The sequence below is a fragment of the Mycobacterium sp. IDUB_19 genome (assembly GCF_055419445.1).
In genome coordinates this window covers 20465-42776 of sequence record NZ_JBVAXR010000041.1, presented here as the reverse complement: position 1 = coordinate 42776, position 22312 = coordinate 20465, and the positions used below count along the sequence as shown (strand labels likewise).

At 65.1% G+C, this 22312-nt stretch carries 21 protein-coding genes and 1 pseudogene; 7 read left to right on the top strand and 15 right to left on the bottom strand.

Features of this window, described 5'->3' with window-relative positions; genetic code table 11:
* From ACZY0B_RS23395 to ACZY0B_RS23365, 7 genes are all read right to left on the bottom strand, one after another.
* Positions 1 to 1250: hypothetical protein (locus ACZY0B_RS23395; RefSeq protein ID WP_463766615.1), on the bottom strand; the 1250-nt coding region annotated here is incomplete at its 3' end.
* Between the two features lie 2 nt (positions 1251 to 1252).
* On the bottom strand, positions 1253 to 2017 hold the full coding sequence (locus ACZY0B_RS23390) for an SDR family NAD(P)-dependent oxidoreductase (RefSeq protein ID WP_463766614.1): 765 nt from the start codon (positions 2015 to 2017) through the stop codon (positions 1253 to 1255).
* Positions 2014 to 4395: a CaiB/BaiF CoA transferase family protein gene (locus ACZY0B_RS23385; protein ID WP_463766613.1), complete on the bottom strand. Its 2382-nt coding sequence runs from the start codon at positions 4393 to 4395 to the stop codon at positions 2014 to 2016. Before ACZY0B_RS23385 ends, ACZY0B_RS23390 begins: the two co-directional genes overlap by 4 nt.
* A 19-nt stretch (positions 4396 to 4414) precedes the next feature.
* A complete protein-coding gene (locus tag ACZY0B_RS23380) occupies positions 4415 to 5386 on the bottom strand; it encodes an enoyl-CoA hydratase/isomerase family protein (protein ID WP_463766612.1) in 972 nt (323 codons plus the stop codon).
* A gap of 39 nt (positions 5387 to 5425) precedes the next feature.
* Entirely contained in the window at positions 5426 to 6262 is an 837-nt protein-coding gene (locus ACZY0B_RS23375) for a mycofactocin-coupled SDR family oxidoreductase (RefSeq protein ID WP_463766611.1), read from the bottom strand.
* Entirely contained in the window at positions 6262 to 7464 is a 1203-nt protein-coding gene (locus ACZY0B_RS23370) for a cytochrome P450 (protein ID WP_463766610.1), read from the bottom strand. Before ACZY0B_RS23370 ends, ACZY0B_RS23375 begins: the two co-directional genes overlap by 1 nt.
* A gap of 244 nt (positions 7465 to 7708) precedes the next feature.
* Positions 7709 to 8329, bottom strand: coding sequence for a TetR/AcrR family transcriptional regulator (locus ACZY0B_RS23365; protein ID WP_463766618.1), 621 nt, complete (start codon positions 8327 to 8329; stop codon positions 7709 to 7711).
* Between the two features lie 276 nt (positions 8330 to 8605).
* On the opposite strand from ACZY0B_RS23365, the gene ACZY0B_RS23360 reads away from it, so the two are divergent.
* Positions 8606 to 9181 (top strand): SecDF P1 head subdomain-containing protein, encoded by a 576-nt coding sequence (locus tag ACZY0B_RS23360; protein WP_463766609.1) that lies wholly within the window; start codon positions 8606 to 8608, stop codon positions 9179 to 9181.
* Positions 9178 to 9996, top strand: coding sequence for a sugar phosphate isomerase/epimerase family protein (locus ACZY0B_RS23355; RefSeq protein ID WP_463766608.1), 819 nt, complete (start codon positions 9178 to 9180; stop codon positions 9994 to 9996). The genes ACZY0B_RS23360 and ACZY0B_RS23355 overlap by 4 nt, the downstream gene beginning before the upstream one ends.
* 3 nt (positions 9997 to 9999) lie before the next feature.
* Here the strand turns inward: ACZY0B_RS23355 and ACZY0B_RS23350 are convergent, their stop codons facing one another.
* The 3 genes and pseudogenes from ACZY0B_RS23350 to ACZY0B_RS23340 all read right to left on the bottom strand — a co-directional run bounded on the left by ACZY0B_RS23350 (position 10000) and on the right by ACZY0B_RS23340 (position 12877).
* Positions 10000 to 10989 (bottom strand): Gfo/Idh/MocA family protein, encoded by a 990-nt coding sequence (locus ACZY0B_RS23350; protein WP_463766607.1) that lies wholly within the window; start codon positions 10987 to 10989, stop codon positions 10000 to 10002.
* A gap of 31 nt (positions 10990 to 11020) precedes the next feature.
* A pseudogene (locus ACZY0B_RS23345) lies at positions 11021 to 11179 on the bottom strand (FAD-dependent oxidoreductase); the annotation flags it as partial.
* A gap of 84 nt (positions 11180 to 11263) precedes the next feature.
* Positions 11264 to 12877: an arylsulfatase gene (locus tag ACZY0B_RS23340; RefSeq protein WP_463766606.1), complete on the bottom strand. Its 1614-nt coding sequence runs from the start codon at positions 12875 to 12877 to the stop codon at positions 11264 to 11266.
* A gap of 105 nt (positions 12878 to 12982) precedes the next feature.
* Here ACZY0B_RS23340 and ACZY0B_RS23335 point away from each other — a divergent pair, with 105 nt between their 5' ends.
* Entirely contained in the window at positions 12983 to 14002 is a 1020-nt protein-coding gene (locus ACZY0B_RS23335) for a nitronate monooxygenase (RefSeq protein WP_463766605.1), read from the top strand.
* Positions 14003 to 14425: 423 nt separating this feature from the next.
* Here the strand turns inward: ACZY0B_RS23335 and ACZY0B_RS23330 are convergent, their stop codons facing one another.
* On the bottom strand, positions 14426 to 15244 hold the full coding sequence (locus ACZY0B_RS23330; RefSeq protein WP_463766604.1) for a class I SAM-dependent methyltransferase: 819 nt from the start codon (positions 15242 to 15244) through the stop codon (positions 14426 to 14428).
* A gap of 218 nt (positions 15245 to 15462) precedes the next feature.
* Between ACZY0B_RS23330 and ACZY0B_RS23325 the strand changes: the two genes are divergently transcribed.
* Positions 15463 to 15804 (top strand): hypothetical protein, encoded by a 342-nt coding sequence (locus ACZY0B_RS23325; protein WP_463766603.1) that lies wholly within the window; start codon positions 15463 to 15465, stop codon positions 15802 to 15804.
* Positions 15805 to 15823: 19 nt separating this feature from the next.
* On the opposite strand, the gene ACZY0B_RS23320 is transcribed toward ACZY0B_RS23325, so the two are convergent.
* From ACZY0B_RS23320 to ACZY0B_RS23305, 4 genes are all read right to left on the bottom strand, one after another.
* Entirely contained in the window at positions 15824 to 17092 is a 1269-nt protein-coding gene (locus tag ACZY0B_RS23320) for an amidohydrolase family protein (RefSeq protein WP_463766602.1), read from the bottom strand.
* A gap of 115 nt (positions 17093 to 17207) precedes the next feature.
* The gene (locus ACZY0B_RS23315) at positions 17208 to 17981 is read right to left on the bottom strand and encodes a class II aldolase/adducin family protein (RefSeq protein ID WP_463766601.1); all 774 of its coding nucleotides are present in this window, start codon (positions 17979 to 17981) and stop codon (positions 17208 to 17210) included.
* On the bottom strand, positions 17968 to 19590 hold the full coding sequence (locus ACZY0B_RS23310; RefSeq protein ID WP_463766600.1) for a class I adenylate-forming enzyme family protein: 1623 nt from the start codon (positions 19588 to 19590) through the stop codon (positions 17968 to 17970). Before ACZY0B_RS23310 ends, ACZY0B_RS23315 begins: the two co-directional genes overlap by 14 nt.
* A 60-nt stretch (positions 19591 to 19650) precedes the next feature.
* Positions 19651 to 19968: a hypothetical protein gene (locus tag ACZY0B_RS23305; protein WP_463766599.1), complete on the bottom strand. Its 318-nt coding sequence runs from the start codon at positions 19966 to 19968 to the stop codon at positions 19651 to 19653.
* 120 nt (positions 19969 to 20088) lie between these two features.
* Here ACZY0B_RS23305 and ACZY0B_RS23300 point away from each other — a divergent pair, with 120 nt between their 5' ends.
* From ACZY0B_RS23300 to ACZY0B_RS23290, 3 genes are all read left to right on the top strand, one after another.
* Positions 20089 to 20634 (top strand): hypothetical protein, encoded by a 546-nt coding sequence (locus tag ACZY0B_RS23300; RefSeq protein ID WP_463766598.1) that lies wholly within the window; start codon positions 20089 to 20091, stop codon positions 20632 to 20634.
* Positions 20635 to 20736: 102 nt separating this feature from the next.
* On the top strand, positions 20737 to 21084 hold the full coding sequence (locus tag ACZY0B_RS23295; protein ID WP_463766597.1) for an SHOCT domain-containing protein: 348 nt from the start codon (positions 20737 to 20739) through the stop codon (positions 21082 to 21084).
* Between the two features lie 375 nt (positions 21085 to 21459).
* Positions 21460 to 22311: a DMT family transporter gene (locus ACZY0B_RS23290; protein WP_463766596.1), complete on the top strand. Its 852-nt coding sequence runs from the start codon at positions 21460 to 21462 to the stop codon at positions 22309 to 22311.
* The last annotated feature ends 1 nt before the right edge of the window (position 22312 follow it).

Below are 22312 nucleotides of genomic sequence, written 5' to 3'. Positions count from 1 at the left end.
CCCACCCGATGCCGCTCCCACGCGCTCAGCAGGTTCGACAGCATCTGCAGCGGCGCGCGCACGCTTTCGTCGTCTCTGATACCCGGATCCTTACGCGTGCTGGGCACGGTGTCGAATCGCTTGCGTATCAAGGCCGGTACATCAAACAGCCAGACGACTCCCATCGCGGCCGCGTAAAGCAATGTATGCCGCCGCAACCGGGCCGGATCGAGTTGCGGACCGCCGGAACGCCGGAACTCTGTGACGAACAGCTGCAGCAACTCGTCGAGATGGGCGTCCCACAGCTCGGTTTCGGCGGCGGACATGGCGCCCCAAATGGCCATGCCCAGATTCATTTGGCCGACGCATCCCCAGTCCATCAGGCCGCACTGCAGAACGTCGTCGGTGTCTCGCCAGAACCACGCGTTGTCGATGTTGGCGTTCCAATGGCACAGCGCGACATAGTCGGTGTCGTCGGCCAGTTGGCTGGTGACCGTGGGCTCGTGGTGCGCGAGGCGGAGCACGTCGTCGCGCAGGCGTCCCAGGAATTCCGGCGAGCCGACGTTTGCGGGCAACAACCCGGGATCGGTTTGGGTGAATTCGGCTAGCTGGTTCACCCGTCGTTCCAGTTTTTCGACGGACAACGGTGTCCGCTCTCCCACCGTCGCGGCCTGGACATCCAGCGGAAAATGCGCGGTCTGCGCCGCCGGAAGCCGCCCGGATCGATGGGTGCCGGCAAGTCGGGCCAGGGCTGTCAGTAGCGCGCGGTAGTGCTCGAGCGGTTCGGGCATGTCGTAATCGAGGCACTTGTGGTATTGCCGTTCGATTCCGTTGTCGCCGAATCGGATTCGCTCGGTGATCAGAATCCCGGTTCCGCTCCGCCGGTGGTAGTCGCCAAAGAACGCGCTGGGCACCGCGATGGGAAACCCGGGCGCCCGTGACAGCGAAGCGAACCGAACTTCCGGCTCCATCTGCGTCTTGCCGCGATCGCGCACCGCGTTGTCGAGATCGCGGGAGAACTTGACGAACAAGTCGGCGCGCAGACCCGGCATGGCCACGTCGTATTCGACCGACAGCATGACCTTGCGTCCCGTGCTGCCGCCGCGCACCTCGGCGAAGTTCGTAATCCCGGTGACGGCATTGCCGTCGGTGAGGATGCCGGAAGCCCGGAATGCCTCGGTGAGGAACCGTGCCCCACCATCGCGCAACGACGCGGGGTCAGCGGGAATTGCCAACCCGGACTGGTCACCGGTGACCCACTGCGACGTCACGGTCACCAGGTCTGTTCGGCGGCGCGCACCAGCATGTGGTTGACGGCCACCCGGCGGTCTCGGGTCACCATGAACAGCACCGCATCGGCGATATCTTCCGGCCGCAGCATGACCATGCCGGCCGTCTGCCGTTCGATCGCCGCCCGCGAAGATTCGGCCAGGTGGCTGAAGATTTCGGTATCGACGGTTCCGGGACCCAACACTCCGACCCGGACCCGCTTGCCGAGTACCTCTTGGCGGAGTCCCTCGCTGAACGCGTTCACGCCGAATTTGGTCATCGAATAGACCGCGGTGTTCGGGCGGGCCACCCACCCGGCGGTGGAACTGATGGTGACCAGGTCGGCGACGCCGCGCGTGGAGTCCGCGGCCGCCTCGATCAGGTGTGGCAGCGCCGCGCGGGTGGCGTACAGGACGCCCTGCAGGTTGACGCCTACCATCTGATCCCAGTCCGTGACCGAGGCCTCGGTCACGGGCGCCGACTGCATCAGGCCGGCATTGTTGACCAGGATGTCGAGGCGTCCCAACTCCGCGATGGTTTGCCGCACGGCGGACGCCACTTGCTCGGCGTCGGTGACGTCGGCGGGCAGGACCAACGCTGTGCCACCCGAGGATTCGATATCGGCTTTCAGGTCCGCCAGCCGTTCGGCCCGGCGTGCCAGCAGGGCGACCGCGGCCCCTTGGGAGGCGAGAGCTTTCGCTGTTGCCGCACCGATGCCGCTGCTGGCACCGGTCACCAGGGCCGCGGTCTGCGCCAGTGTCGCCGTCATGTTCCGCCCGTCTTCGGTGATCCGGCCGCCTGCGACGGCACATCCACGCCCAGTATTTCGTGCAGGACATAGTCGGTGTCCTCGCCCAGGTCGGGCGCGCCCCGCTCGATGCGTGCGGGCCCACGTGCCAACCGCCACGGCGGCCCCAATATTGGCCGCTGGCCTTCGCGGTGATCAGAGACAAAGCGGTACAGCTCGCGGTCCCAGAGTTGTTGATCGCCAATCACATCAATCGCGCTGGCGCTCTTGGTGGCCGGCACGCCCGCAACGCGCAGACGACGTGCGAGATCCTCGGCATCGAGGTTGCGGGTCAGCAGCGCGAGATCGGCGTCGAGGGCGTCGACGTGCTTACGTCGGTCCGCAGCTGCGGCGTAGCGGGGATCGTCGGCCAGCGCGGGAGCATCGAGCACGTCGGACAACCGGCGCCATTCGTCGTCGCTGGAGACCGCCACGCTGACCCACGCGCCGTCCGAACAGGGATAGCAGCCGTGTGGGCACATGTCGGCGTGGTGATTGCCGTCGGGCCCGAGGCGTCGTCCCGTAAGGCTTTGTTCCAGCAGGCAATCCCCGATCATCGAGGAGAGTGTTTCGACGGCCGAGATGTCGACGAATTGCCCTGTGCCACTGAGCTCGCGGTGCAGCAGTGCGACCACGGCGGCGTATGCGGCCGCGGCGCCAACCGTGGAATCCCCGTAACGCATGCTGGTTCCGAGCGGAGGCCCACCCGGATACCCGACCAGCGGAGCGAGTCCGGCCAGCGCGGCGAAGCAGGGTGCGTAGCCGGTCTGATGGCCGAGCGGTCCGTCGTTGCCCCACATTTTGATCGAGACCGAGATGATGTCCGGTTTGATCTCGGCGAGCCGCTCGTACCCCAGGCCCTGGCGTTCCATTGCGCCCGGGCGCAGGTTGTTGATGACGATGTCGCTACGGGCAATCAGCTCACGCAGTTGCGCCATGCCAGCGGCCGACTTGATGTCGAGGTCCACGCTGAGGATCTCGGGATTGATGCTCAGAAAGAACGGTGCATGGTTGATGTCGGTGCCGCCGTAGGCCCGCATCTCCTCGGGAAGGGCCGCCGCTTCGACCTTGATCACCTCGGCGCCCAGCAGCGCCAACAGCTTGCCGGCGTACGGGCCTGCCCACACCTTCGTCAGCTCGACGACGCGCACACCTTCCAGCGGGCCACCGCGTGGACTCATCGGCGGCTTGAGTTGTGCCGACCGCACTGCCGGCGGCGGGTGCCCAGTAGCGAGCCGATCCACGATCGGCGCGGTGTGCTGGCCCAGAGTAGGTGCGGCTGTAGTGATTTCAGCTGGCGATGCGCTGAGCAGGTACGGCACGGTGGGGTATGCCGCGTCGCCCAACACGGGGTGGCTGACGTCGGAAAAGAAGCCGCGGTGGCGGTACTGCGGCGACTGGTGCAGATCCGCGGCATCGTTGACCGGAACCAGCGGCACGCCCAGGCGCTGGGCTTCGTCGGCCGCCGTCTCCTTGGCGAGGTCGCGGACCCACGCCGCGAATCCCTGCTGGAACGCCGCGACTTTTTCTTCAGTGACCGAGAACTCCAGCCAGTCGTCGTCGAATTCGTCGAGCCAAACCGGACGGCCCATCAGCTTCTTGACTCCGAGCCAATGCGCGCGGCTGGTCATGTACAAGTAGACGAAGCCGTCGGCGCAGGCGAAAAACGATGCCGGACCCTGCTGGTCGTAATCGTCGCGGGTGCCCAGGGCGGGGACTTCGCCGGTGATCAGGCGCCCCAGAATGCAATCGGCACGGGATACCAGCACGGCATGCGCGGAGATGTCGATGGACTCGCCCCGGCCGGTGTGCAGACGCCCGAACAACGCTGACGCCACGCAGAGCGCCGCATCCAGTCCCGCTTCGTAGTCGGCCATGAACCGGCCCGGTCCCTGCAGCGGTGGCTTGCTGGGATCCGGATGGCTGGGCGTGTGATATCCCCAGCCGCTGGCGTGGAATACGTTGATGCACTTCGCATTCTTGTATTCGGCGGCAGCGTCCTGCCCGAACGGGGTGATCGAGCAGAACACCACACCCGGGTGCCGGTCTGCCCCAGTCGTCCCACCGTCGTCGATTACCGCGTCGGCGGTGCCGATGAGCTGTTGCAGACGCTCGTCGGCGGCCGAGGTGCCCTCGAGTACGACGGACTGCTTGTTGGTGTTCAGGTAGGCGAACAGTGCACTGCCGTCGCATCCGGTCGCGTCGCCGAGCACGGGCGCCATAGCCCGAGTTGGGCTACCACGCCTCGCCGCCTCGACCTTGATCACCTCGGCGCCGAAGTCGGCCAGCAGTTTTCCGCAGTACTCCCCTGCGACCGACCCCGCCAGCTCAACGACCCTGAAACCTTTCAGCGCCGACATGCGAGCTCTTCCAAGATGGTCAGGGCTTCGCGCGTCCCGAGCGGCTCAGGCGCCACTCCGGCGGGAAGTTCATGTCGTTGTCCTTGACCACGTTGTTGAGTCCCTTGTTGAAAGTGCCCTCGGTGAGGTCGACGTCATTCTCTTGGTCGTTCTGGATCATCGGCAGCATGCCCTCGACCATGCCGACAAGAAGGCTGCCGAAGTACTCGCCCTTGTGCTGCTTATACAGTTCCAGGAACGTCTTCTGCACCGCCACTGTGTCGGTCGGACGGGACTTCGAACAGGCCATCGCGTACTTCAGGGTCTCCGCTTCCAGGTCTTCGCGGGGCACCACGCTGTTGAGGAAGCCGCACTCGTACATCTCTTTCGCGCTGAACGGCCGCCCGGTGAAAAGCATTTCGGAGAACTTGCGCAGGCCCATGGTCTCGGCCCACCACCACAGCCGCGGTCCCCAGCCGACATATCGGAACGCCGGGTGTCCGAACAGGGCGTCGTCGGAGGAGACCACCAAGTCGGCGTCGCCGGCCTGGTAGAAGTGCCAGCCGTAGCAGTAGCCCTTGGCCTCGATGATGCTGACCTTCCGAAGCTCCTGCAGGGGGCGGTTTCCCGCGCGGGCTTTGGCGTAGAAGTCGGTCACAGTGGATAGGTAGCGGTAGGAGCCGCCGGGCGGGTATTTCACGTCGTCATCGTTGATCCCGAGCTCGTGCAGCAGCGGCATGCCGGGGTTCTCGATCATGCCCCGTTGTTCGGGCAGGTCGCCGCCGCTGCCGAAATCTTCTCCCTCGCCACGGATTACCACGACCTTGACGTCGTCGTCCACGTTGCACTTGTGGATCAGGTCGGCATAGAGCTGTCGCATGCCCAAGCTGGTGGCGTTCTGGGCGTCTGGGCGATCGAAGGTGATGTAAGCGATTCGGTTCTTCTTGTCCTTCTCGAACTTGATGTACTGCGCGGCTTCTTCTTTCATCTTTTCGTAATCAAACTCAGGCATGAGCTTTCTCCACTTCGTTGTGCTTATTTGAATTAGTGCCTATTTGAGCAAGCTGCCCGCGTCGACGGGAAGCGAAACGCCAGTGACATAACGTGATTCATCAGAGGCGAAGAACAAAACGGCATTGCTGATATCCACCGGGTCCACCCAGGGCACCGGCAAGGTATGCATCATCTGCGAGATCGGGGCGAAGTCTTCGGGTCCGGGCTCGGCCAGGTCCGGGCGAAAGAGCCGGTAGGTGTTGTCGTTCATCACCATCGTCGTGCTGACCTGAGTAGGCAGCACCGAGTTGACCCGGATCATGTTCTGGCCCAATTCGACGGCGAAGGCGCGCATCAGCCCGATGACGCCGTGCTTGGCCGCAACGTAGTGGCCGGTGTTCTGGTACGCCTTACGCCCGCCGACCGAGCTGGTGAGCACGATCGACCCGCCGCGGCCACCCGAAAGAATATGCGGGACGCCCGCTTTGACCGTGTGCCAGACACCGCTCAGGTTGATGTCGATCATGTCCTGCCAGACGTTCTCCCGAATCTTGTGCAGCCTGCGGCCATCGGTGCCCACCCCCGCGTTGGCGACAACGATGTCGAGCCGGCCAAGTTGTTCCACACCACTGTCCACGGCGGCTTTGAGTCCCGCGTAGTCGCGGACGTCCACCTGCGCGGTCACGATGCGCCGGTCGAGGTTCTTGACCAGGTCGGCAGTCTCGGCGAGATCCTCTGGGGTGGAATGCGGATAGGCCAGGTTATCGATCGGTCCACACACGTCGATCGCGATGATGTCGGCGCCCTCCTGGGCCAGGCGCACTGCGTGGCTGCGGCCTTGACCGCGAGCAGCCCCGCTGATGAAGGCGACCTTGCCCTGCACCCGACCGGTCATCAAGGCACCAGCGTCGGCAGCGTTTCCCAGCCCCGCACCGACGACGTCGGGCTGAGCGTGGCGTGGGCCAGATCCGGCTCCCACTCCGGAAAGCGCTTGAGGATTTCTTCCAGGGCGACACGGCCTTCCAGCCGGGCCAGCGCCGAGCCGAGGCAGAAGTGGGCGCCGACACTGAACGTGAGGTGCGGCCGGGCGGCGCGATGGATGTTGAATTCGCCTGCATCGGGACCGAACTGCCGCTCGTCGCGGCAGGCGGCCCCGATCAGCATCATCATCACGCTGCCTTCCGGCACCGTCTGGTCATAGAGGCTGACGTCGCGAGTCACATACCGGGCCATGTGCGGCGCGGGCGGCTCGAAGCGCAGCAGCTCCTCGATCGCCTGAGGGATGAGCGAGGGATTTTCGACCAGATCGCGGCGTTGGTCGGGGTGCTCGGCGAGAACCTTGCCCGCCCAACCGATCAGCCGCGTTGTCGTCTCGTTGCCGGCGCCGGCCACCACATTGAGGTACACGAGAATCTCCTCGCGTCTCAGCCGCCTCGTGGTCCCGGTCTCGTCGACGAATTCGACGTTGAGCAGCTCGGTCATGATGTCGTCGGACGGATTGTCCGCCCGCCAGTCGATGTAGGCCTCGAACTGCTCACCCACTGACAAGCCATGCTCGGCGGCACTCATCGGCTTGCCGGGCTCGGTGCGTAGTTGGGCGTTACCGCGATCGCGGATGTACTCCTGATCGGCTTCGGGAATCCCGAGCAGTGCGCTGATGACCTTCATCGGCATGATCGCGCCCAGGTCGGTTACGAAGTCGAACCGGCCGGAGCCCACCAACGGATCCAGCGATTGCGCGCAGAACTCGCGGATCATCGGCTCCAGCGCGGCAATCTTGCGGGGGGTGAACATCCGCGACAGCAGCTTGCGGTGCACGTCGTGGATTGGCGGGTCCTCGAAGATCAGCAGGCCCGACGGGATCTCGAGGTTGGCCTTGATCAGCTCCATGATCACGCCCCGCGCTGAGCTGTATGTGCCGTGGTCGATGATGCCCTTGTTGACATCGGCGAATCGGCTCAGCGCGTAGAAGTCGTATTCCGTGTTGTAGTACAGCGGCGCCTCGTCACGCAGGCGCGCGAACATGGGATACGGGTCGGCGATGAGATCGACATCGTACGGATCGAAACTGACATGGCTCTCGGTGCTGGCCGTCACGAAATCCCTCCTAGCGCTTCCGATTCCGGATGCCGAGCGCCGGACCCGGTTCGGGCAATTTGTACACTCCGCTTAAATGCGTTTGTTCTGACAAACGCACGGGCTTGGCTGACGATGGGCTCGCCGACGGCCCGTGAACGTCGGCTTACTCTATTCTCGTAGAGAACCATATAGAGGATGCTCTGGCAAGACCCAAGGCCATGAAACACGGCGCGTCGCCCGTCTGATCCGGCGATGGCCACGGTCAGCCGGAAGCCACGGCTCGGCGGCCGTTCGCCGAATGCACATCGCCGCTCTCGGTCAGCCGGCCCTTGTCCGGGCTCTTCAGGATGCCGGTGGCGATGGCCGTCAGGATCGCGTCGAGTTGCTCCGGACTGCCAACGACCAGGTCGCCATGGGCGGCACGCATCAGCAGACCGTTGATGAACGTCAGCGTGACGTTGCTCAGATCCTCGACGACAGCCGATTCCAGATCGGCCCCGTGCGGCATGAGTTGCACGAGAATCTCGCGGTGCAGTTTGGTGAATGCGTCCGTGGCCTGCTGCAGGATCGCGGCCATCGCGGGATCGCGTGCCGCCTGCATCGTCAGCTCATACCGGGCCTTGGTCCAGGACAACTGCGGCTCGGTGCCGGCCTGAATCACCACCTGCGACAACAGCGACGGCGTGGGGTTGCCTTCCCGACTGCCGGCGCTGTCGGCGATGGACTGCAGCCGTTCCAGGTCCAGCTCGGCCAGCCGCTCGGCGACCGCACGCAGCAGTGCGGAACGGGTGCGGAAATAGAACGAGGTGGTGCCGTCGGGAACGGCGGCCTTGCGGTCCACCTTGAGGTGGCTCAACCCCTTTGCGCCGTCGGCGGCCAACAGCTCGATCGCCGTATCGCACAGATCGCGACGGCGCTCCGCGGGATTAGGCTTTCGCCTTTTCACTGAGGCGGACGTGTATCGAGCCATGAACAAAGGCCTTCGCGGCAAGGATCTAAAGTGAATATTCGCTGACTTGCAGCACGACCATACTCTATGTTCGTAGTGTCCGTAAAGCGCCGGGAAAGCGCGTCGCTAACACAACGGTGTCATCACGATTGGCCTCGATTCCGCCCTGTTGGGCGACAACCGGCGTTGGACCTACTTTGCTTGACTTCGATGATCTCGACGACGACCGCTCGGCTGACCGGCGCCATTCTGCTGGGCGCGCTGTCTTGCGGCTGCCATACGAACCAGCACCCGGCTGCACCCGCCACCGCGACCAGCACCTCGGCGCCGACGACACCATCCGTGGCTCCGGTGGTGAAGATTGCGCCGCTACCGGTTCGGCCGGTGGAGAAGTCACAGCCGACCACCCCCGATAAGTGCCCGGCGACGAATCCGGCCGCTCCGGCCCCGCCAGCCAACCCCCTCGTCACCTGCGACCTCGCCCGGACCACGCGGTACACCTTGGGCCCAGAGACGCTGCGACTGGAGCTGACGCACGTGGACCCACCCAAGCCGCTGACCTCGGATTTCTACGAAGTGAATCTGACGATGGACCAAGCCTCGGCGACCGCATGGGCGACGTACACCGCCGCACATCCGCACGCCCACATTGCGTTCATCCGCGACGATCTCGTCGTAGAGGCGCCGATGATCGAAGAACAGGTCACCTCTGGGCAGATCGCGCTGACGACCCAAACGGCTCAGGCCGCCGCCCAATTGGCTGAACTGGCGGGACGCCCGGCATGACCGAGCTGGCCATCGGCTTCCTCAATGGATTCGGTCTTCCGCCAGTGGAATTCGTCGACCTTGCCGCGGACCTTGGCTGTCACTACATCTCGGCGGTGGTGCAGGGCGCGCCGTTGGTGCCGCTCGGTTATGCGCCCTTTTCGCTCAAGGACGATCCCGCGCTGCGAAAGGAGGTGTTGGCCGCGATGCGGCACCGCGGTGTGGCCGCCTCGCTGGGCGACGGGTTCTTGGTGCTGCCGGACACCGAAATCAAGGCATTCGGTGCCGATCTCGATGTGTTGGCCGAACTCGACGTACCCCGAATCAATGTCGTCAGTCTCGACGCCGATCTCACCCGGACGTTCGATCAGTTCGCCGCGCTGACCGAGCTGGCCGCCCAGCGCGGCATCGAGACCCTCGTCGAACCGGTACCCGGGCTGACGGTGGGCGACCTGCCCACCGCGCTGGCCGCACGGGAATACGTCGGACGGCCGGATTTCCGACTGTTGATCGACACCATGCATCTGGTGCGTTCCGGATCCAGCGCCGCAGACCTCGCGGCCGTCGACCCCGCGCACATCGGCTACGCCCAACTCAACGACACGACGCTGCGGCCGCGCTTGGACAACTACCTGGAGGAGGCCATGTTTGAGCGCATGGTTCCCGGCGAAGGCGAACTCCCCCTGGCCGAGATTCTGGCCGTGCTTCCCGACGACATCGTGCTCGAAATCGAAGTACCGCAACGGTCATTGGCGCTGGCCGGGGTGAGCCCGATCGATCGGTTGCGCCCCTCTGTCGAGGCGACGCGGCGCTTGTTATCTGAACGTGGGCAATAACCTTCAGCTCGGTTCGCGAAGCGGCAGGCCCGCCGCGCGATAGATCGCGTCGATGACGGTCATATTCTCGACCGCGTCCTGCGGATTCGTCTTCACCGGCGCGCCGCGCAGCACCGCGTTGGCGAACGCGTCGAGCTGGTAGGAGTAGGTAGCCCGGCGCGGAAATCGCTCCACGCGATTGTCGGCGGCCGTCCGAACCGAGAGGCGATGGAACATCTGGGGCATCACCGGATTGAGCACGTTGAGCTGGCCGCGGTCGCCGACGACCTTGGCGCTGATGTCGAACAGCCGCCGCGACCACATCGAGCAGCGCACCCGACCGGTGTGTCCACCGGCGAACTGCAACTCGGCCGTCATGGCCCGGTCGACCTGCGCGTCGCGCAGTTTCGCTTGTGCCGAAACGACTTCCGGGGTTGAGCCGCCGAACGTGCGGGCCATGTTGACGGCGTAGCACCCCGCGTCCATCGTCGCGCCGCCGGCAAGGGCATAGTTGTACCGGATGTCGGAAAACTTCGGCAGCGGGAAGCATAGCGTGGTTTCCACCCGCTGGAGCTTGCCCAGCTCCCCCGAGGCGATGATCTCCTCGACCCGCAGGGTCAGCGGATGGTAGCGATAATGGAAGGCTTCCATCACCATTCGGTCCGAGTTGGTTGCCAGCTCGGCGATTTCGCGGGCTTCGGCAGCGTTGGCGGTGAACGGTTTTTCGCACAGCACGTGTTTGCCGGCGGCCAGCGCGGCTCGGGTCCACTTGCCGTGCAACCCGTTTGGCAGCGGGTTGTAAATCGCATCGAGGTCTGGATCGGCGATCAGCAAGGCGTAGTCGTCGTACGCCCGGGCGATGTGGTGTTTGGCGGCGAAGGCTTGAGCGCGCGAACCGTCGCGCGCGGCGACCGCGGCGACTATCACGTCGGCGTTGTCCTTGGCGGGATTGATCAGCGCCATCGGTGCGATCCGGGCGGCACCCAAGATGCCGATCCGCAGGTGTTCAGCCACGGACCCGACGCTACTACCCACGTCGGTAGGGCTACGACCCGCGGCGGGCGAACGCCGGGGCGCGCTCGGGCCTGACCCCGACACCGATGAAATATGCGGGCACGAACGACAGCCACGGCAATCGCTGCATCACACCCAGCAAGGCCGCCGGCGGAGTGGGGTCGGCACCGCGCAGGAGCGGCCCGAGGACAATCCCGGCCGGCCCGCCGCCGATCACCGCACAGGTTGTCGTCTCAGTCATCGTTGCTGCGAAATCCATTGCCACAGAACATGATTATCCGAGCATTTGCGGGTCGGCGTCGTAGACCGAAACGGGCTCGGTGAGCACCCCGTTTTCCTCGACGTAGCGATCCCACAATTCGAGAAGCTCGGCAAGCTTGTCGGGATGTGAGGCAGCGAGGTCGTGGATTTCGCCGCGGTCGCGGGAAAGGTCGTAGAGCTGCCAGGCGCCCGGGCCGTATGGCGGGGGCAGGTAGAGGGCTTTCCAGTCGCCTTGGCGGATCGCGCGGCGGCCGAACAGTTCCCAGCCGGTGCCGGTTTCGCCCGGGTGCACCGCCTCGGAGTCGGCGGACAGGTACGGCACCAGCGAGCGACCGAGCATCGCTTCGACCTCGTGGTCGCGGTAGGAGGTGCCGGGGTGTTCCACGCCGGCAAGTTCCAGCACGGTAGGAGCGATGTCCATGACGGTCGCGAATGCCGTGCCGATCTCGTTTTGGCGCGTGAAGCCCGGCCAGGTGACGAAGCCGACCACCCGGATTCCGCCCTCGGTGGTGAACGCCTTGTGCAGGCGCGACGGGGCCGTGGCGGCTTGTGCCCAACGGGGGCCGTACCAGATGAACGAGGTGGGCCGGCCCAGGTTGTCGAGGCTGTTGTCGCAGTTCTTTTTGATCTGCGCGACGATTTGCGGGCCGCGCAATGGCATCGCCTCGACGATCGCGCCCTCGGCGCCGTTGTCGGACATGAACATCACGACCGTGTTGTCCAGCTCGCCGGTCTCGGCCAAGTAATCGATCACCCGGCCGATATTCCAGTCCATGCGGTCCACCATTCCGGCGTAGACCTCCATGGAGCGGGCCGAAACCGCGCGTTCCTCGTCCGTCATATCGGCCCACTCGGCAGCACCGTCGGCCACGACCGGGTGCGGCTCGACATCTGGTGCACACAGGCCGAGGCGTTTGAGCGCTGCCAACCGCTCCTCGCGCAATGCATCCGGCCCGGCGTCATAACGGCCGCGGTATTTCGCAATGGATTCGTCCGGTGCCTGCAGCGGCCAGTGCGGTGCCTGAAACGGCAGGTACGCGAAGAACGGCCGATCGTCGTCCTCGGCGCGGTCGCGGAAGTAGCCGAGCAAGGTGTCGGTGTAGGAATCCGAGGAGTAGAAATCTTCGCCCACCGTGACGAACTGGTCGTCCTCGGTGTAAAGCGTTGGCACGGGCGAGAATCCGCGGCCCGCGGCACCGCCGTAGTGGCTCGCGCCAGCCGGTAGCAGCGCGAACGAACGCTCGAATCCGCGGGCCCACGGCGATCTTTCAATCGTGTGGCCCAGATGCCATTTGCCCGACATCAGCGTCAGATAACCCGCGTCGCGCAACAGCTCGGGCAGCGCGACGACCCGATCGTTGAGATAACCCTCGTAACCGGGCGCACCATGAAATCCAGGGACCGCGACCTCCAGCATGGTGCCGATACCGGCGACGTGGTGGTCGGTTCCGGTGAGCAGCATCGCCCGGGTGGGCGAGCAGGCCGGCGCGGAATGGAAGTCGGTGAGCCGGATCCCCGCGTGGGCCAGCCGGTCGAGGTTGGGCGTTTCGATTTCGCTGCCGAAGGCACCGATGTCGGAAAATCCGAGGTCGTCTGCCAGGATCACCAAGAAGTTGGGGCGCTTCACGCTGAAGCATCCTGTCAGGTCCGTCGCCCGAATGGAACGACCGAAAGATGACTAGGCTCGATTCGGCGAAACACCACGCCCGGACACCGACGAAGGGGCACCCCTATGTTGGCACAATTCGAGATGTCCATTCCCCTGGTCGCCGCTCCGATGTCGGGCGGCCCGACCACGCCGGCGATGGTGTCGGCCGCAGCCGGGGCGGGCGGCCTGGGCATGCTTGCCGCGGGCTACAAGACTGTGGAGGCCGTCGAGGCCGAGCTCAAGACTGTGCGCGCCGAGGGAATCCCGTTCGGCATCAACCTGTTTGCGCCGAACCCGGTGCCGGTCGATCCGGATAGTTACCGGGCGTATGCCGCTATCATCCAGCAGGAGGCCGACCAGTTCGGCCTCGACCTGCCTGCCGAACCGATCGAGGACAACGACCGGTTCGACGAGAAGATCGCGCTGCTGCTCGACGACCCGGTGCCGATGGTGTCGTTCACATTCGGCATCCCGCCGCGCAGCGTGATCGAGGCGCTGCAGCAGGCCAACACCGTGGTCGTCCAAACCGTGACGACTCCAGACGAGGCGGCACAAGCGCATGACGCCGGTGCGGACATGCTGGCCCTGCAGGCCGCGGTCGCCGGCGGGCATTCCGGCACGCTCTCGCCGCGGCGGCCCTTGCAGCCGGTTCCGATCGTCGACCTCGTCCAACAGGTCACGGCGACCGTGCCGCTGCCGGTGCTGGCCGCCGGTGGGCTGGCCACACCCGACGCAGTGGCCGACGTGATCCGTGCGGGCGCCGCGGCGGCAGTCGTCGGCACGGTTCTGCTGCGCGCCACCGAAAGCGGCGCGTCAGCGACTCATCAGGCGGCCCTCACCGATCCCGCTCGGACCGAAACGGTGCTGACGCATGCCTTCACCGGCCGCCCGGCCCGCGGGCTGCGCAACACGTTCATCGACAACCACGAGGCACAGGCGCCGTTCGGTTATCCCGCAATCCACTACCTGACCAGCCCGCTGCGCAAAGCCGCTGCCGCGGCAGGGAAACCAGACTACGTCCACCTATGGGCAGGGACGGGATACCGGCATGCCACCGCCGAACCCACCGCGGACATTCTGCGGCGACTTGCTTCTGAGCTCTGACCACCCACCGGCCAGCTGAAGACTCAGTTGCTCAGGTACAAGTACCAAAGGCCATCCGAATGCTGGACACATGAGAAATGAGTCCACGTCCCAGGGTGGTCGACCTCGACGTGCGGACCGTCCGCGAGACAACCCGCCTCAGTCACATAGTTCCCCTCAACCAGAATCTCGTCAGCGTTACTGACCCCGACGCCGGTCGTCATTAGCCCAGCAAACGCTAGGACGCCAGCGGCAATAATCTTCCTCATCAGGCACCTCCAGTTCACATCCGCCCTTGAGGCCGACATACCAGCGAGTTGCTGGTATGTCGACGCTAGCTGAGCCGCAGTTGATCACGCAGAGCAAAAGAGAAATATTTGCGCCGACATAACATTCGCAGCGCCATGTTGTGTGACGACAGCGCGCGCGAAGTCAGGTCCCAACTCAGTACTTGAAGCGGTTGAGCATGTCGTACGGGCCGAACGGTGAAGCGCTGAAGAATCGGTAGATCCACCGCACGATGGTGCTGTCGATCTTCTCGTAGCCCACGAGTGCCGGCGTCTGTTCGACCAGTCGCAGCTTCGGATTCCATGCTTCTATGTCCCGCGCGTTGCCGATGCCCCACTTGATGATGCCTCTGGTGAACACTTTCGACATGCGCGGTGCCAGCGCTGAGAGCGTGTCGAATTGCAGTTCGCCGCAATCGAATCGGCCCAACAAGCGTGCCACCAGCTGGCGGACTTCACTCTCTTCCACGTACATCAGCAGTCCCTCGGCGACGACAAGTGTCGGGTGGCCGGTGGGAATCTGATCGACCCACTGTGGGTCGGTCACCGAGGAGCCGATCATCCGATAGCGCTCGGTCTCGTCGTACAGTTGGCGGCGCAGGTTGATGACACTGGGCTGGTCGAGGTCGTACCACCGCACCGCCGGCGGTACATCCAGGCGGAAGGCACGGCCATCGAGGCCACAGCCCAGGTGCAAGACCACCGCGTCGGGATGGTGCTGCAGGAAGGCCGCGCACCAATCATCGAGCTGTTTCGCGCGCAACGCGACAAGGTACTGGTTCGACGCCGGCAACGAGTTCCGATGTATGCGTTTGAAGTCGTAGTCGATCCGGTCGACGGCCTCCGCGGCGGCATGATCACCCAGAATCGGGTGCCGAGAACGGCTTTCGTGGGCCCGCAGGTACAACGTCACGAGGTTCGTCCACTCCACCGAGCCCCACTGGACCGAACTGAAATCAACTTTGGGCGTCGTCACTGTCCCTCCTTTGTCAGGGCGGCACCTACACACGGACAGCGAACCGCATCCGATGCCAAGATTGCCACCCCGATGTGACGGCGACGCAAACGCACTGGTCACGCCCGGTGCAGGCGCCTCGAACCGAAGCGTGCCCATCCGGGCGACCCTGTGCTCCGAAGAACTATCGAGCAGCGGTTGTGGCGGGTGACACCGCTAGGTCAAGAAAGGGCCTCTCGATGCGACAGGTGACGGTCAAAATGGTTGCTGCGGGCGACGGTTCACCACCGACCTCAACCGGATACTGCTACTACCTGATGGCGCACGCGGTCGCGACCGTTTTACTGCTGATCACTCTGGTTGCCGCGGTGTGGCAATTCATGGATTGGGTTGCGACGCCGTCGTGCCTGGAAGCCAGTTCGGTGTCGTCGACGACCTCGGTCACCACGCCGCCGGTTGCATCGGGCATGGGCGTCTCCCACAGCACGTGGACGGAGCGGCCCGCGTCGTACCGCAACGCGGCGCGAACCCAGGTGCTGGCCGACTCCGGTGACTGTCCCTGCCCGAAGACCGGCAAGTGACCCGTCGTGTGCGATGCCGTCAGAACGCCTCGGGATCCTGCTGCACCGCTGCCGGCACCGGATGCTGGTATAAGCGCGAAGCGTTCTCCCAAGTGAACTTGCGGATCGCGGCCGGCGGCAGATCACCGATCTCGTCGTGGATCGTTTGTTGAGTGTGCGGCCAGGTCGAGTCGCAGTGCGGATAGTCGGCTTCGAGCATGATGTTGTCCATACCGATGCGGTCGCGCTGCACGAACGACGACTTGTCCTCGACCGCGCAGAACCAGAAGTTGCGGGTGAAAACCTCTGCGGGAGTCAGCTTCTCCCCCAGCGCCTGCCATGTGCCGTACATCGCGTGATAGCTGAGCATGTGGTCCAGGCGATCGAGTAAGCCCGCCACCCAGCCGATTCCGCCTTCGGACAAACAGATCTTGAGATCCGGGAATCTGCTGGGCAACCCGGAGTACAACCAGTCGACAGCCGCCGAGATGGCGTAGGCGAAGAACAGCACCCCCTGTACGTCCGGCGGCGCGTCCTCGGTGGTCGACGGTGAGGACCCCGAAGACCCGATGTGCAGGTTCACCACCGTTCCCGTTTCGGCGCAGGCGGCCATGATCGGATCCCAGTGGCCTGAATGGATACTCGGCAATCCGAGCATCGCGGGGTTCTCACTGAACGTCACGGCGTGAAAGCCGCGTTCGGCGTTCTCGCGGATCATGGTGGCGCCCAGTTCCGGATCCAGCAGCCAGGGCAGCTGGCAGGGAATGATGCGCTCGGGATAAGACCCCGCCCACACCTCGAGGTGCCAGTCGTTCCAGGCGCGGACCGAGGCCAGCGCCAGATCGCGGTCGGCGGTCACCTGCTGCAACCGCTGACCGGCGAATCCCGGCAGGAACGAGGGGAAGTTCAGCGACGCGTAGATGCCATTGAGATCCATGTCTTTGACGCGCTCATGAATATCCCATGCACCCCTGCGCATTTCGTCGAATCGAACCGGTTCGAAGCCGTACTCCGCCACCGGTCGCCCGACGACGGCGTTGAACCCCACGTTGGGCAGTTCCTGATTGTCGTAAACCCATGTCTGTCCGCCGCTGTCGGTGTCGACGACCCGCGGCGCGCGGTCGGCGAACTTACGCGGCAGCCGGCCGGTGAACGTGTCGGGAGGTTCCACGATGTGATCGTCGACCGAGATCACCGTGTAGCGGCGTGGTGCCCGCGGCGGGTCCGGCAGGAACGTGACGGATCGCTCGTCGCCGGTCTTAGCCGTCGTGAAATTCAGATTGGCCGCCAGCTCGTCAATGGCTTTCACTACTCAACCTCCTCGCTGGGCAAAGCATTCGGTGTGCCGTGACAGGTTTCGAGTGTGCGGTGGCGGCGGTGCCGGTCGGCGTGTCGCCGCCCAGGACACACATTCGACGGCGGACTCAGGTGAGCACATCGGGATCCGCCTTGATCGTCATCCGCGCCGCCCCGGCCCAATACACGTCGGCCGCCCGCTCGATGAGCGAACGCTGCATGCCCGCCATGTCGGACCAGTCCATCGCGACCGGCTCCTGGCCGGTGACCATGACGTCGTAGGCCAGCTTGCACACCCGCTCGATCGACGCCGCCCGGTACACCGCCTCGGCCAGGTTGCGACCGGTCGCAATGACGCCGTGGTTGGCCAAAATCGTCAGGTTGGCGCCGCCGATACGCGTCGCGAGATCGGCTGCCCGGTTGGGGCTGTCGATCTCACCGTCGTATTCGCCGACTAGGCAGAGGTCATCCAGAAACAGCGAACCGGTCTGATGCACGAGTTCGGGAAGTCTGCCCAATGCGGCGAGCACACAGACGTAGTACGGATGATTGTGAATGACCACCCGGGCGTCCTCGCGGACCCTGTGCAGCTCGGTATGAATATGGATCGCCGGCGTGACATCCCAACGACCGCGAACCACGCGAGCATCGCTATCGACCTGGCAGATATCGGACGCGGTGAGTTCCTGCCACCACAGGCCCCACGGATTGACCAACATGTCGGTTTGCCCGTCGACCTGCCAGGTGATGTGTCCCGCCATATTCTCCGAGAACCCGGTGCCGGCCAGGTGGCGGAACGCCACAGCGAGCGCCTGCTCGTTGGACAGCTCGACGCCGATCGGAGGCACGACCGAAGGCGCCCACACCTCTAGGCCGCCTCGTCGTGGATTAGGCGTGTTCATGGTCGGACTCCATCCTTGCTCGAATATCCTGGCGGAGCTCGCCTTTGGCGATCTTTCCACCCGACGACCGGGGTATTTCGTCGACGACGATGAGCCGTTCGGGCAGAAGTTCTTTGGAAACCCCGAGCGCCAGCAGGTGGTTGACGAGTGCGGGCAGGTCGACGATCGCGGAGTCGGCGAGTTCGGCGTAGAGGCAGACCCTTTCCCCGAACACCGGATCGGGCATCGCCACGGCGGCCGCCAGCCCAATCGCCGGGTGCGTCATCACGGCGTCCTCGACCTGCGATGCGCTGATGTTCTTGCCGGCGCGCAGGATGAAGTCGGATGTTCGGCCGGTGACCGTGAGGTAGCCGTCGGTGTCGAGCTCGCAGATGTCACCCATCAGCATCCACCCGTCGCGAGTGAACAGCTTGTCGTGGTCGGTGCCCCCGAGATACCCGAGGCTGGTCGCCGGACCCCGACACGCCGGCTGGCCTCGCCCCGTTGCAGTGACGTCTTGATCCCCGTCGAAGAGCCGGACCGCCATTTCGGGAACGATCCGGCCGCAGGTGCGCAATCGATGTTCCACGGAGTCGTCCACGGTCGTCGCGCTGAGCAGACCGGTTTCATTCGAGCCATAGAATTGCAGGATCTTCGCGCCGGTCAGCTCTTCGAATTCGGCAGCGGGACGGTACGGTATCGCCTCGCCACCGGTGAAAACGACACGCAGCGAACTCAGGTCGTAATCCCGGGATGCGCGGTCGGCCATCAGCATGGTCAATTGTGAACTGACACAACATAATACGGTTACCCTGTGCCGAGCTATCGCCTCACACGCCGCCCTGGCGGTGAAGCGCTCCAGGATCACCGAGCTGGCACCGAGGTAGATCGGGGTGGTGTGGCTGGTCCATATTCCGAAGCCGAAAGGCATGGGGATGACCGGCAAGAACACGTCGTCCGGGGTCAACAGCGCGTTGGCGACCGCCTTCTGGTGAAAGTAGTGCCACCGGTTCTGGGTGTGCACGACACACTTGGGCAGGCCGGTGGTCCCGGAAGTGGAGTTGATCAGGAAAACGTCGTCGGCACCCAGTTGAGAGTCGACCGCGACCGCGTTGCTCTGCACGTCGGCGTCCAGGCGTGGCAGACCCCCGTCCTGCCCCAGGACCACCATCGACACCGACGATTCGGCCGCCGCCCGCGCCGCGGCATCGCTGTGCTTGGGGTCGCTGATCAGGATCTTTGGCTCCGCGTTGCGCAGCAGCGCGCCCACCTCACGGGTGCCGGCGCGGGCGCCGATGCCGACGACCACGGCGCCACAGCGTTCGATCGCGACGAACAACACGTGGATCGCGGTGGAATCGCCATGCCACACCGCAACTCGATCACCACGCACAATACCAAGACCAGCCAGCTGGCTGGCCAAATTGGTTGCCACAGCGTCGAATTCACGCCACGTCAGGCAGATGCCGGGCTCGTCGGAATAAGCAGGCCGGTCCGGTGAATGTGAGGCGTTGCGGCGCACCGCGTCCGACAACGTCGAATCCGACCACCAACCGGCCGCGCGAAACCGGGCCGAGTCCTCGTCGGTGAATGCCGGCGAGCCCACGGTATCCAGTTCACCTGCGCTCATTACCAAATGATAGGAACACCGCGCGTGCTGCGGTTGGCGGGCTGGTGCTGAGCCGTCGGGCTATGGATTCTGCGGCAATGGAGCAGGATCTCCCGGACCATGCACAAGACGCGGGGGGCGCTTCGGGGGCGGCGGCCTGTCGGGATTTATCGGCCCGCAGTTCAGGCCGCCGATGCAGCCACCGCCGCCGCCGGCGGGTTTGACCGGTAGGGCGCCGCCGCTGTCGACCGGTGCTGGGGGCGCGGGGACCACGCTGGATGAGGAAACCGTTGCGCTGATCGGCGGCTGGTCAACACCGCCAACACCGGCCAGCGCCAGGGCAAGCACGGCCGCACCACCGCACAATGCGGTTATCGTCTTGCCCGCGCGATTCCCCATGACATCCGATTCTAATTGCTCCGCGCGCCGAGCGCAGAAACGCAACACGGCACGACACGTCGGCGGCATCCCTATTATGGACCGGGTCGCGGTGGGCGGGCAGCCAAGGAGAAGGTCGTTATGGAAACCAGGCGATCTGCCGTGTGGTCGGGGCTGCAGGGCAAGCGGCTCTGGCCGGGAGTGCTGAGTGGCGCGGCCGCGGGCGCCGCGGGTACCACCACCCTCAACGTCATCACCTACCTCGACATCGCGGTGCGGGGCCGTCCGACGAGCAGCACACCCGAGCGGACCGTCGATGCCATGGCGCGGCTTTTCGGCCTCACCGTTCCCGGCAGCGGTGACGTGCTCGCCAACCGAATCTCCGGGCTCGGTGCGCTCACCGGGTACGCCGCGGGCATCGGGATGGGCATCATTCTCGGGTTGGCCTATGCCCTGGGTTGGCGGCCCGGACTGCTTGTGGCCACGCTGGTGGCGTCGGCCATCGCCCTCGTTGGCACCAACGGACCGATGACCGTTCTCGGGGTGACCAACCCGCTCACCTGGAGCCTCGCCGACTGGATCAGCGACCTGATTCCGCATCTCGGCTACGGCATCGTCACCGCCCTGGTGTTGCACTACCTCGCGCCGCTCTGCCGGCCGCCGGATCAGACACCCGCGTCGGGATAGCGGTCGCGACCGAGCGATTTTGGGATCGGTAGCCGTGCGGGCGGTTTCCACTTGTTGCATCACCGCTGCCGCCGGCAGCGCGCCGCGAGAAGGAAACCACGAATGAAGACAAAGGTCGCCGTGCTGTCGTCCGGAGCGATCGTCGCGCTACTGCTCGTCTCGCGGTATTTCGCGCTCAGCCGCACCGGTATGCCCTTGGGGTGGATGCTCTACTTCGGGCTGCCCATCACCGCGGCCGGCGTGCTGTTCGCGCTGCGGCTGATCAACCTCGGCACGGGCTGGCGCACCACGGTCGACGATCCAAAGCCGTGGGCACGTCCGCTGCCGCTTCCGGCGCCCGAGGAGCTGGTCTCCGAGCGTCTGCGGCAGCTCGAGGAACTGCACGCGCGAGGGACGATCTCCGACACGGAGTACAGCGCGCAACGTCTGCAGATCATCTCCACCATGTGAACGGCGCCGGCCTGCGCAAGAGATCGCCGAGGCGGTATATCGCTTCACGGAAAACAACCGCTAGCCCTGGACCGTGGGATCACGGCGAACGCTCGAATTCTCCTTGGACTCAGCCGAATACGTCGTGCTACTCAACGCTAGCCGCGTGACCCCGATGGCATTGGCCTTAATGCACCGGAGTTGTCCCGCGACGGCGCAGATTTTTGGGCTACCGCAGACTACTACTGCCGTTATGACATCTCACACACCGAGGGCGCGATTGATGACGAAGCGATGGCGTGGGGTGTCCAAGCGTATTCGGCTCGCCTGAAAGCCCTGGCCCTGGTGCTCCCGATGGCGGCACCGACAAGCGACGAGCTCGGCTAGTGTCGGTCTGTGCTGATCGGATTCCTACTCGCTCTGGGTTGTTCGGTGTGTTACGGCACAGCCTCGGTGCTGCAGGCTGTCGCGGCGCGGTCGGTGGAATCCGGCGGTACGTCCGGTGTCGACGCACGACTGCTGTTGCGCGCCCTTCGCCAGTGGCGCTACCTGGCCGGCATCGGCCTTGACGTGCTCGGTTTCGCGTTGCAGGTCGCGGCGCTACGGCTGGTGCCGATCTACGTCGTTGCTGCGGCGTTGGCCGCTTCTATCGCGGTGACCGGGATCGTGTCCGCGTGGGTGCTCTCGGCGCGACTTTCGAAGGCCGAATGGACGGCCGTGGGTGTGGTCTGCGTGAGCCTCGCCGCACTCGCTTGTGCTGCCGGACCCGGGCACTTTCGTCACGGGCCAGCAGGACTCGGCTGGGCGCTGATCGTCGTCGTCGCCGCCATCTTCCTGGGCGGTGCCGTCGCCGGCCGGTTGCCCCACCGTGAACGCGCGCTTGCGCTGGGTCTTGCGGCCGGAAGCGGGTTTGGTGTCGTCGAGGTCGGTGTGCGCCTGCTCGACGAGATCGACCCCACCAGGGCCGCGTTCTACACCAACCCGGCCCTGTACGCGGCGGCCGGTGGTGGCGCCGCCGGGTTCCTGTTGTTCACCTCCGCACTGCAGCGCGGATCGGTCACCACCACAGTCGCCGCGATGGTGGTCGGTGAGACGATCGCGCCCGCACTCGTCGGAGTCGTATGGCTGGGCGACACCGCTCGGCCCGGCTGGGGCTGGGTCGTCATCGCGGGATTCGCCGTCGCGGTCGCCGGGACCCTGGTCCTGGCCCGGTTCGGCGAGGGACCCCCCGAGGCGGAAGCCGGCTGAG

Excerpts from the sequence above, each read along its gene's own strand:
- ACZY0B_RS23300 (WP_463766598.1), top strand. The coding sequence starts at position 20,089 with ATGGAAACCAGGCGATCTGCCGTGTGGTCGGGGCTGCAGGGCAAGCGG.
- ACZY0B_RS23380 (WP_463766612.1), bottom strand. The coding sequence starts at position 5,386 with ATGCCTGAGTTTGATTACGAAAAGATGAAAGAAGAAGCCGCGCAGTAC.
- ACZY0B_RS23355 (WP_463766608.1), top strand. The coding sequence starts at position 9,178 with ATGACCGAGCTGGCCATCGGCTTCCTCAATGGATTCGGTCTTCCGCCA.
- ACZY0B_RS23305 (WP_463766599.1), bottom strand. The coding sequence starts at position 19,968 with ATGGGGAATCGCGCGGGCAAGACGATAACCGCATTGTGCGGTGGTGCG.
- ACZY0B_RS23295 (WP_463766597.1), top strand. The coding sequence starts at position 20,737 with ATGAAGACAAAGGTCGCCGTGCTGTCGTCCGGAGCGATCGTCGCGCTA.
- ACZY0B_RS23385 (WP_463766613.1), bottom strand. The coding sequence starts at position 4,395 with ATGTCGGCGCTGAAAGGTTTCAGGGTCGTTGAGCTGGCGGGGTCGGTC.
- ACZY0B_RS23360 (WP_463766609.1), top strand. The coding sequence starts at position 8,606 with ATGATCTCGACGACGACCGCTCGGCTGACCGGCGCCATTCTGCTGGGC.
- ACZY0B_RS23335 (WP_463766605.1), top strand. The coding sequence starts at position 12,983 with ATGTTGGCACAATTCGAGATGTCCATTCCCCTGGTCGCCGCTCCGATG.
- ACZY0B_RS23375 (WP_463766611.1), bottom strand. The coding sequence starts at position 6,262 with ATGACCGGTCGGGTGCAGGGCAAGGTCGCCTTCATCAGCGGGGCTGCT.
- ACZY0B_RS23310 (WP_463766600.1), bottom strand. The coding sequence starts at position 19,590 with ATGAGCGCAGGTGAACTGGATACCGTGGGCTCGCCGGCATTCACCGAC.
- ACZY0B_RS23315 (WP_463766601.1), bottom strand. The coding sequence starts at position 17,981 with ATGAACACGCCTAATCCACGACGAGGCGGCCTAGAGGTGTGGGCGCCT.
- ACZY0B_RS23325 (WP_463766603.1), top strand. The coding sequence starts at position 15,463 with ATGCGACAGGTGACGGTCAAAATGGTTGCTGCGGGCGACGGTTCACCA.
- ACZY0B_RS23390 (WP_463766614.1), bottom strand. The coding sequence starts at position 2,017 with ATGACGGCGACACTGGCGCAGACCGCGGCCCTGGTGACCGGTGCCAGC.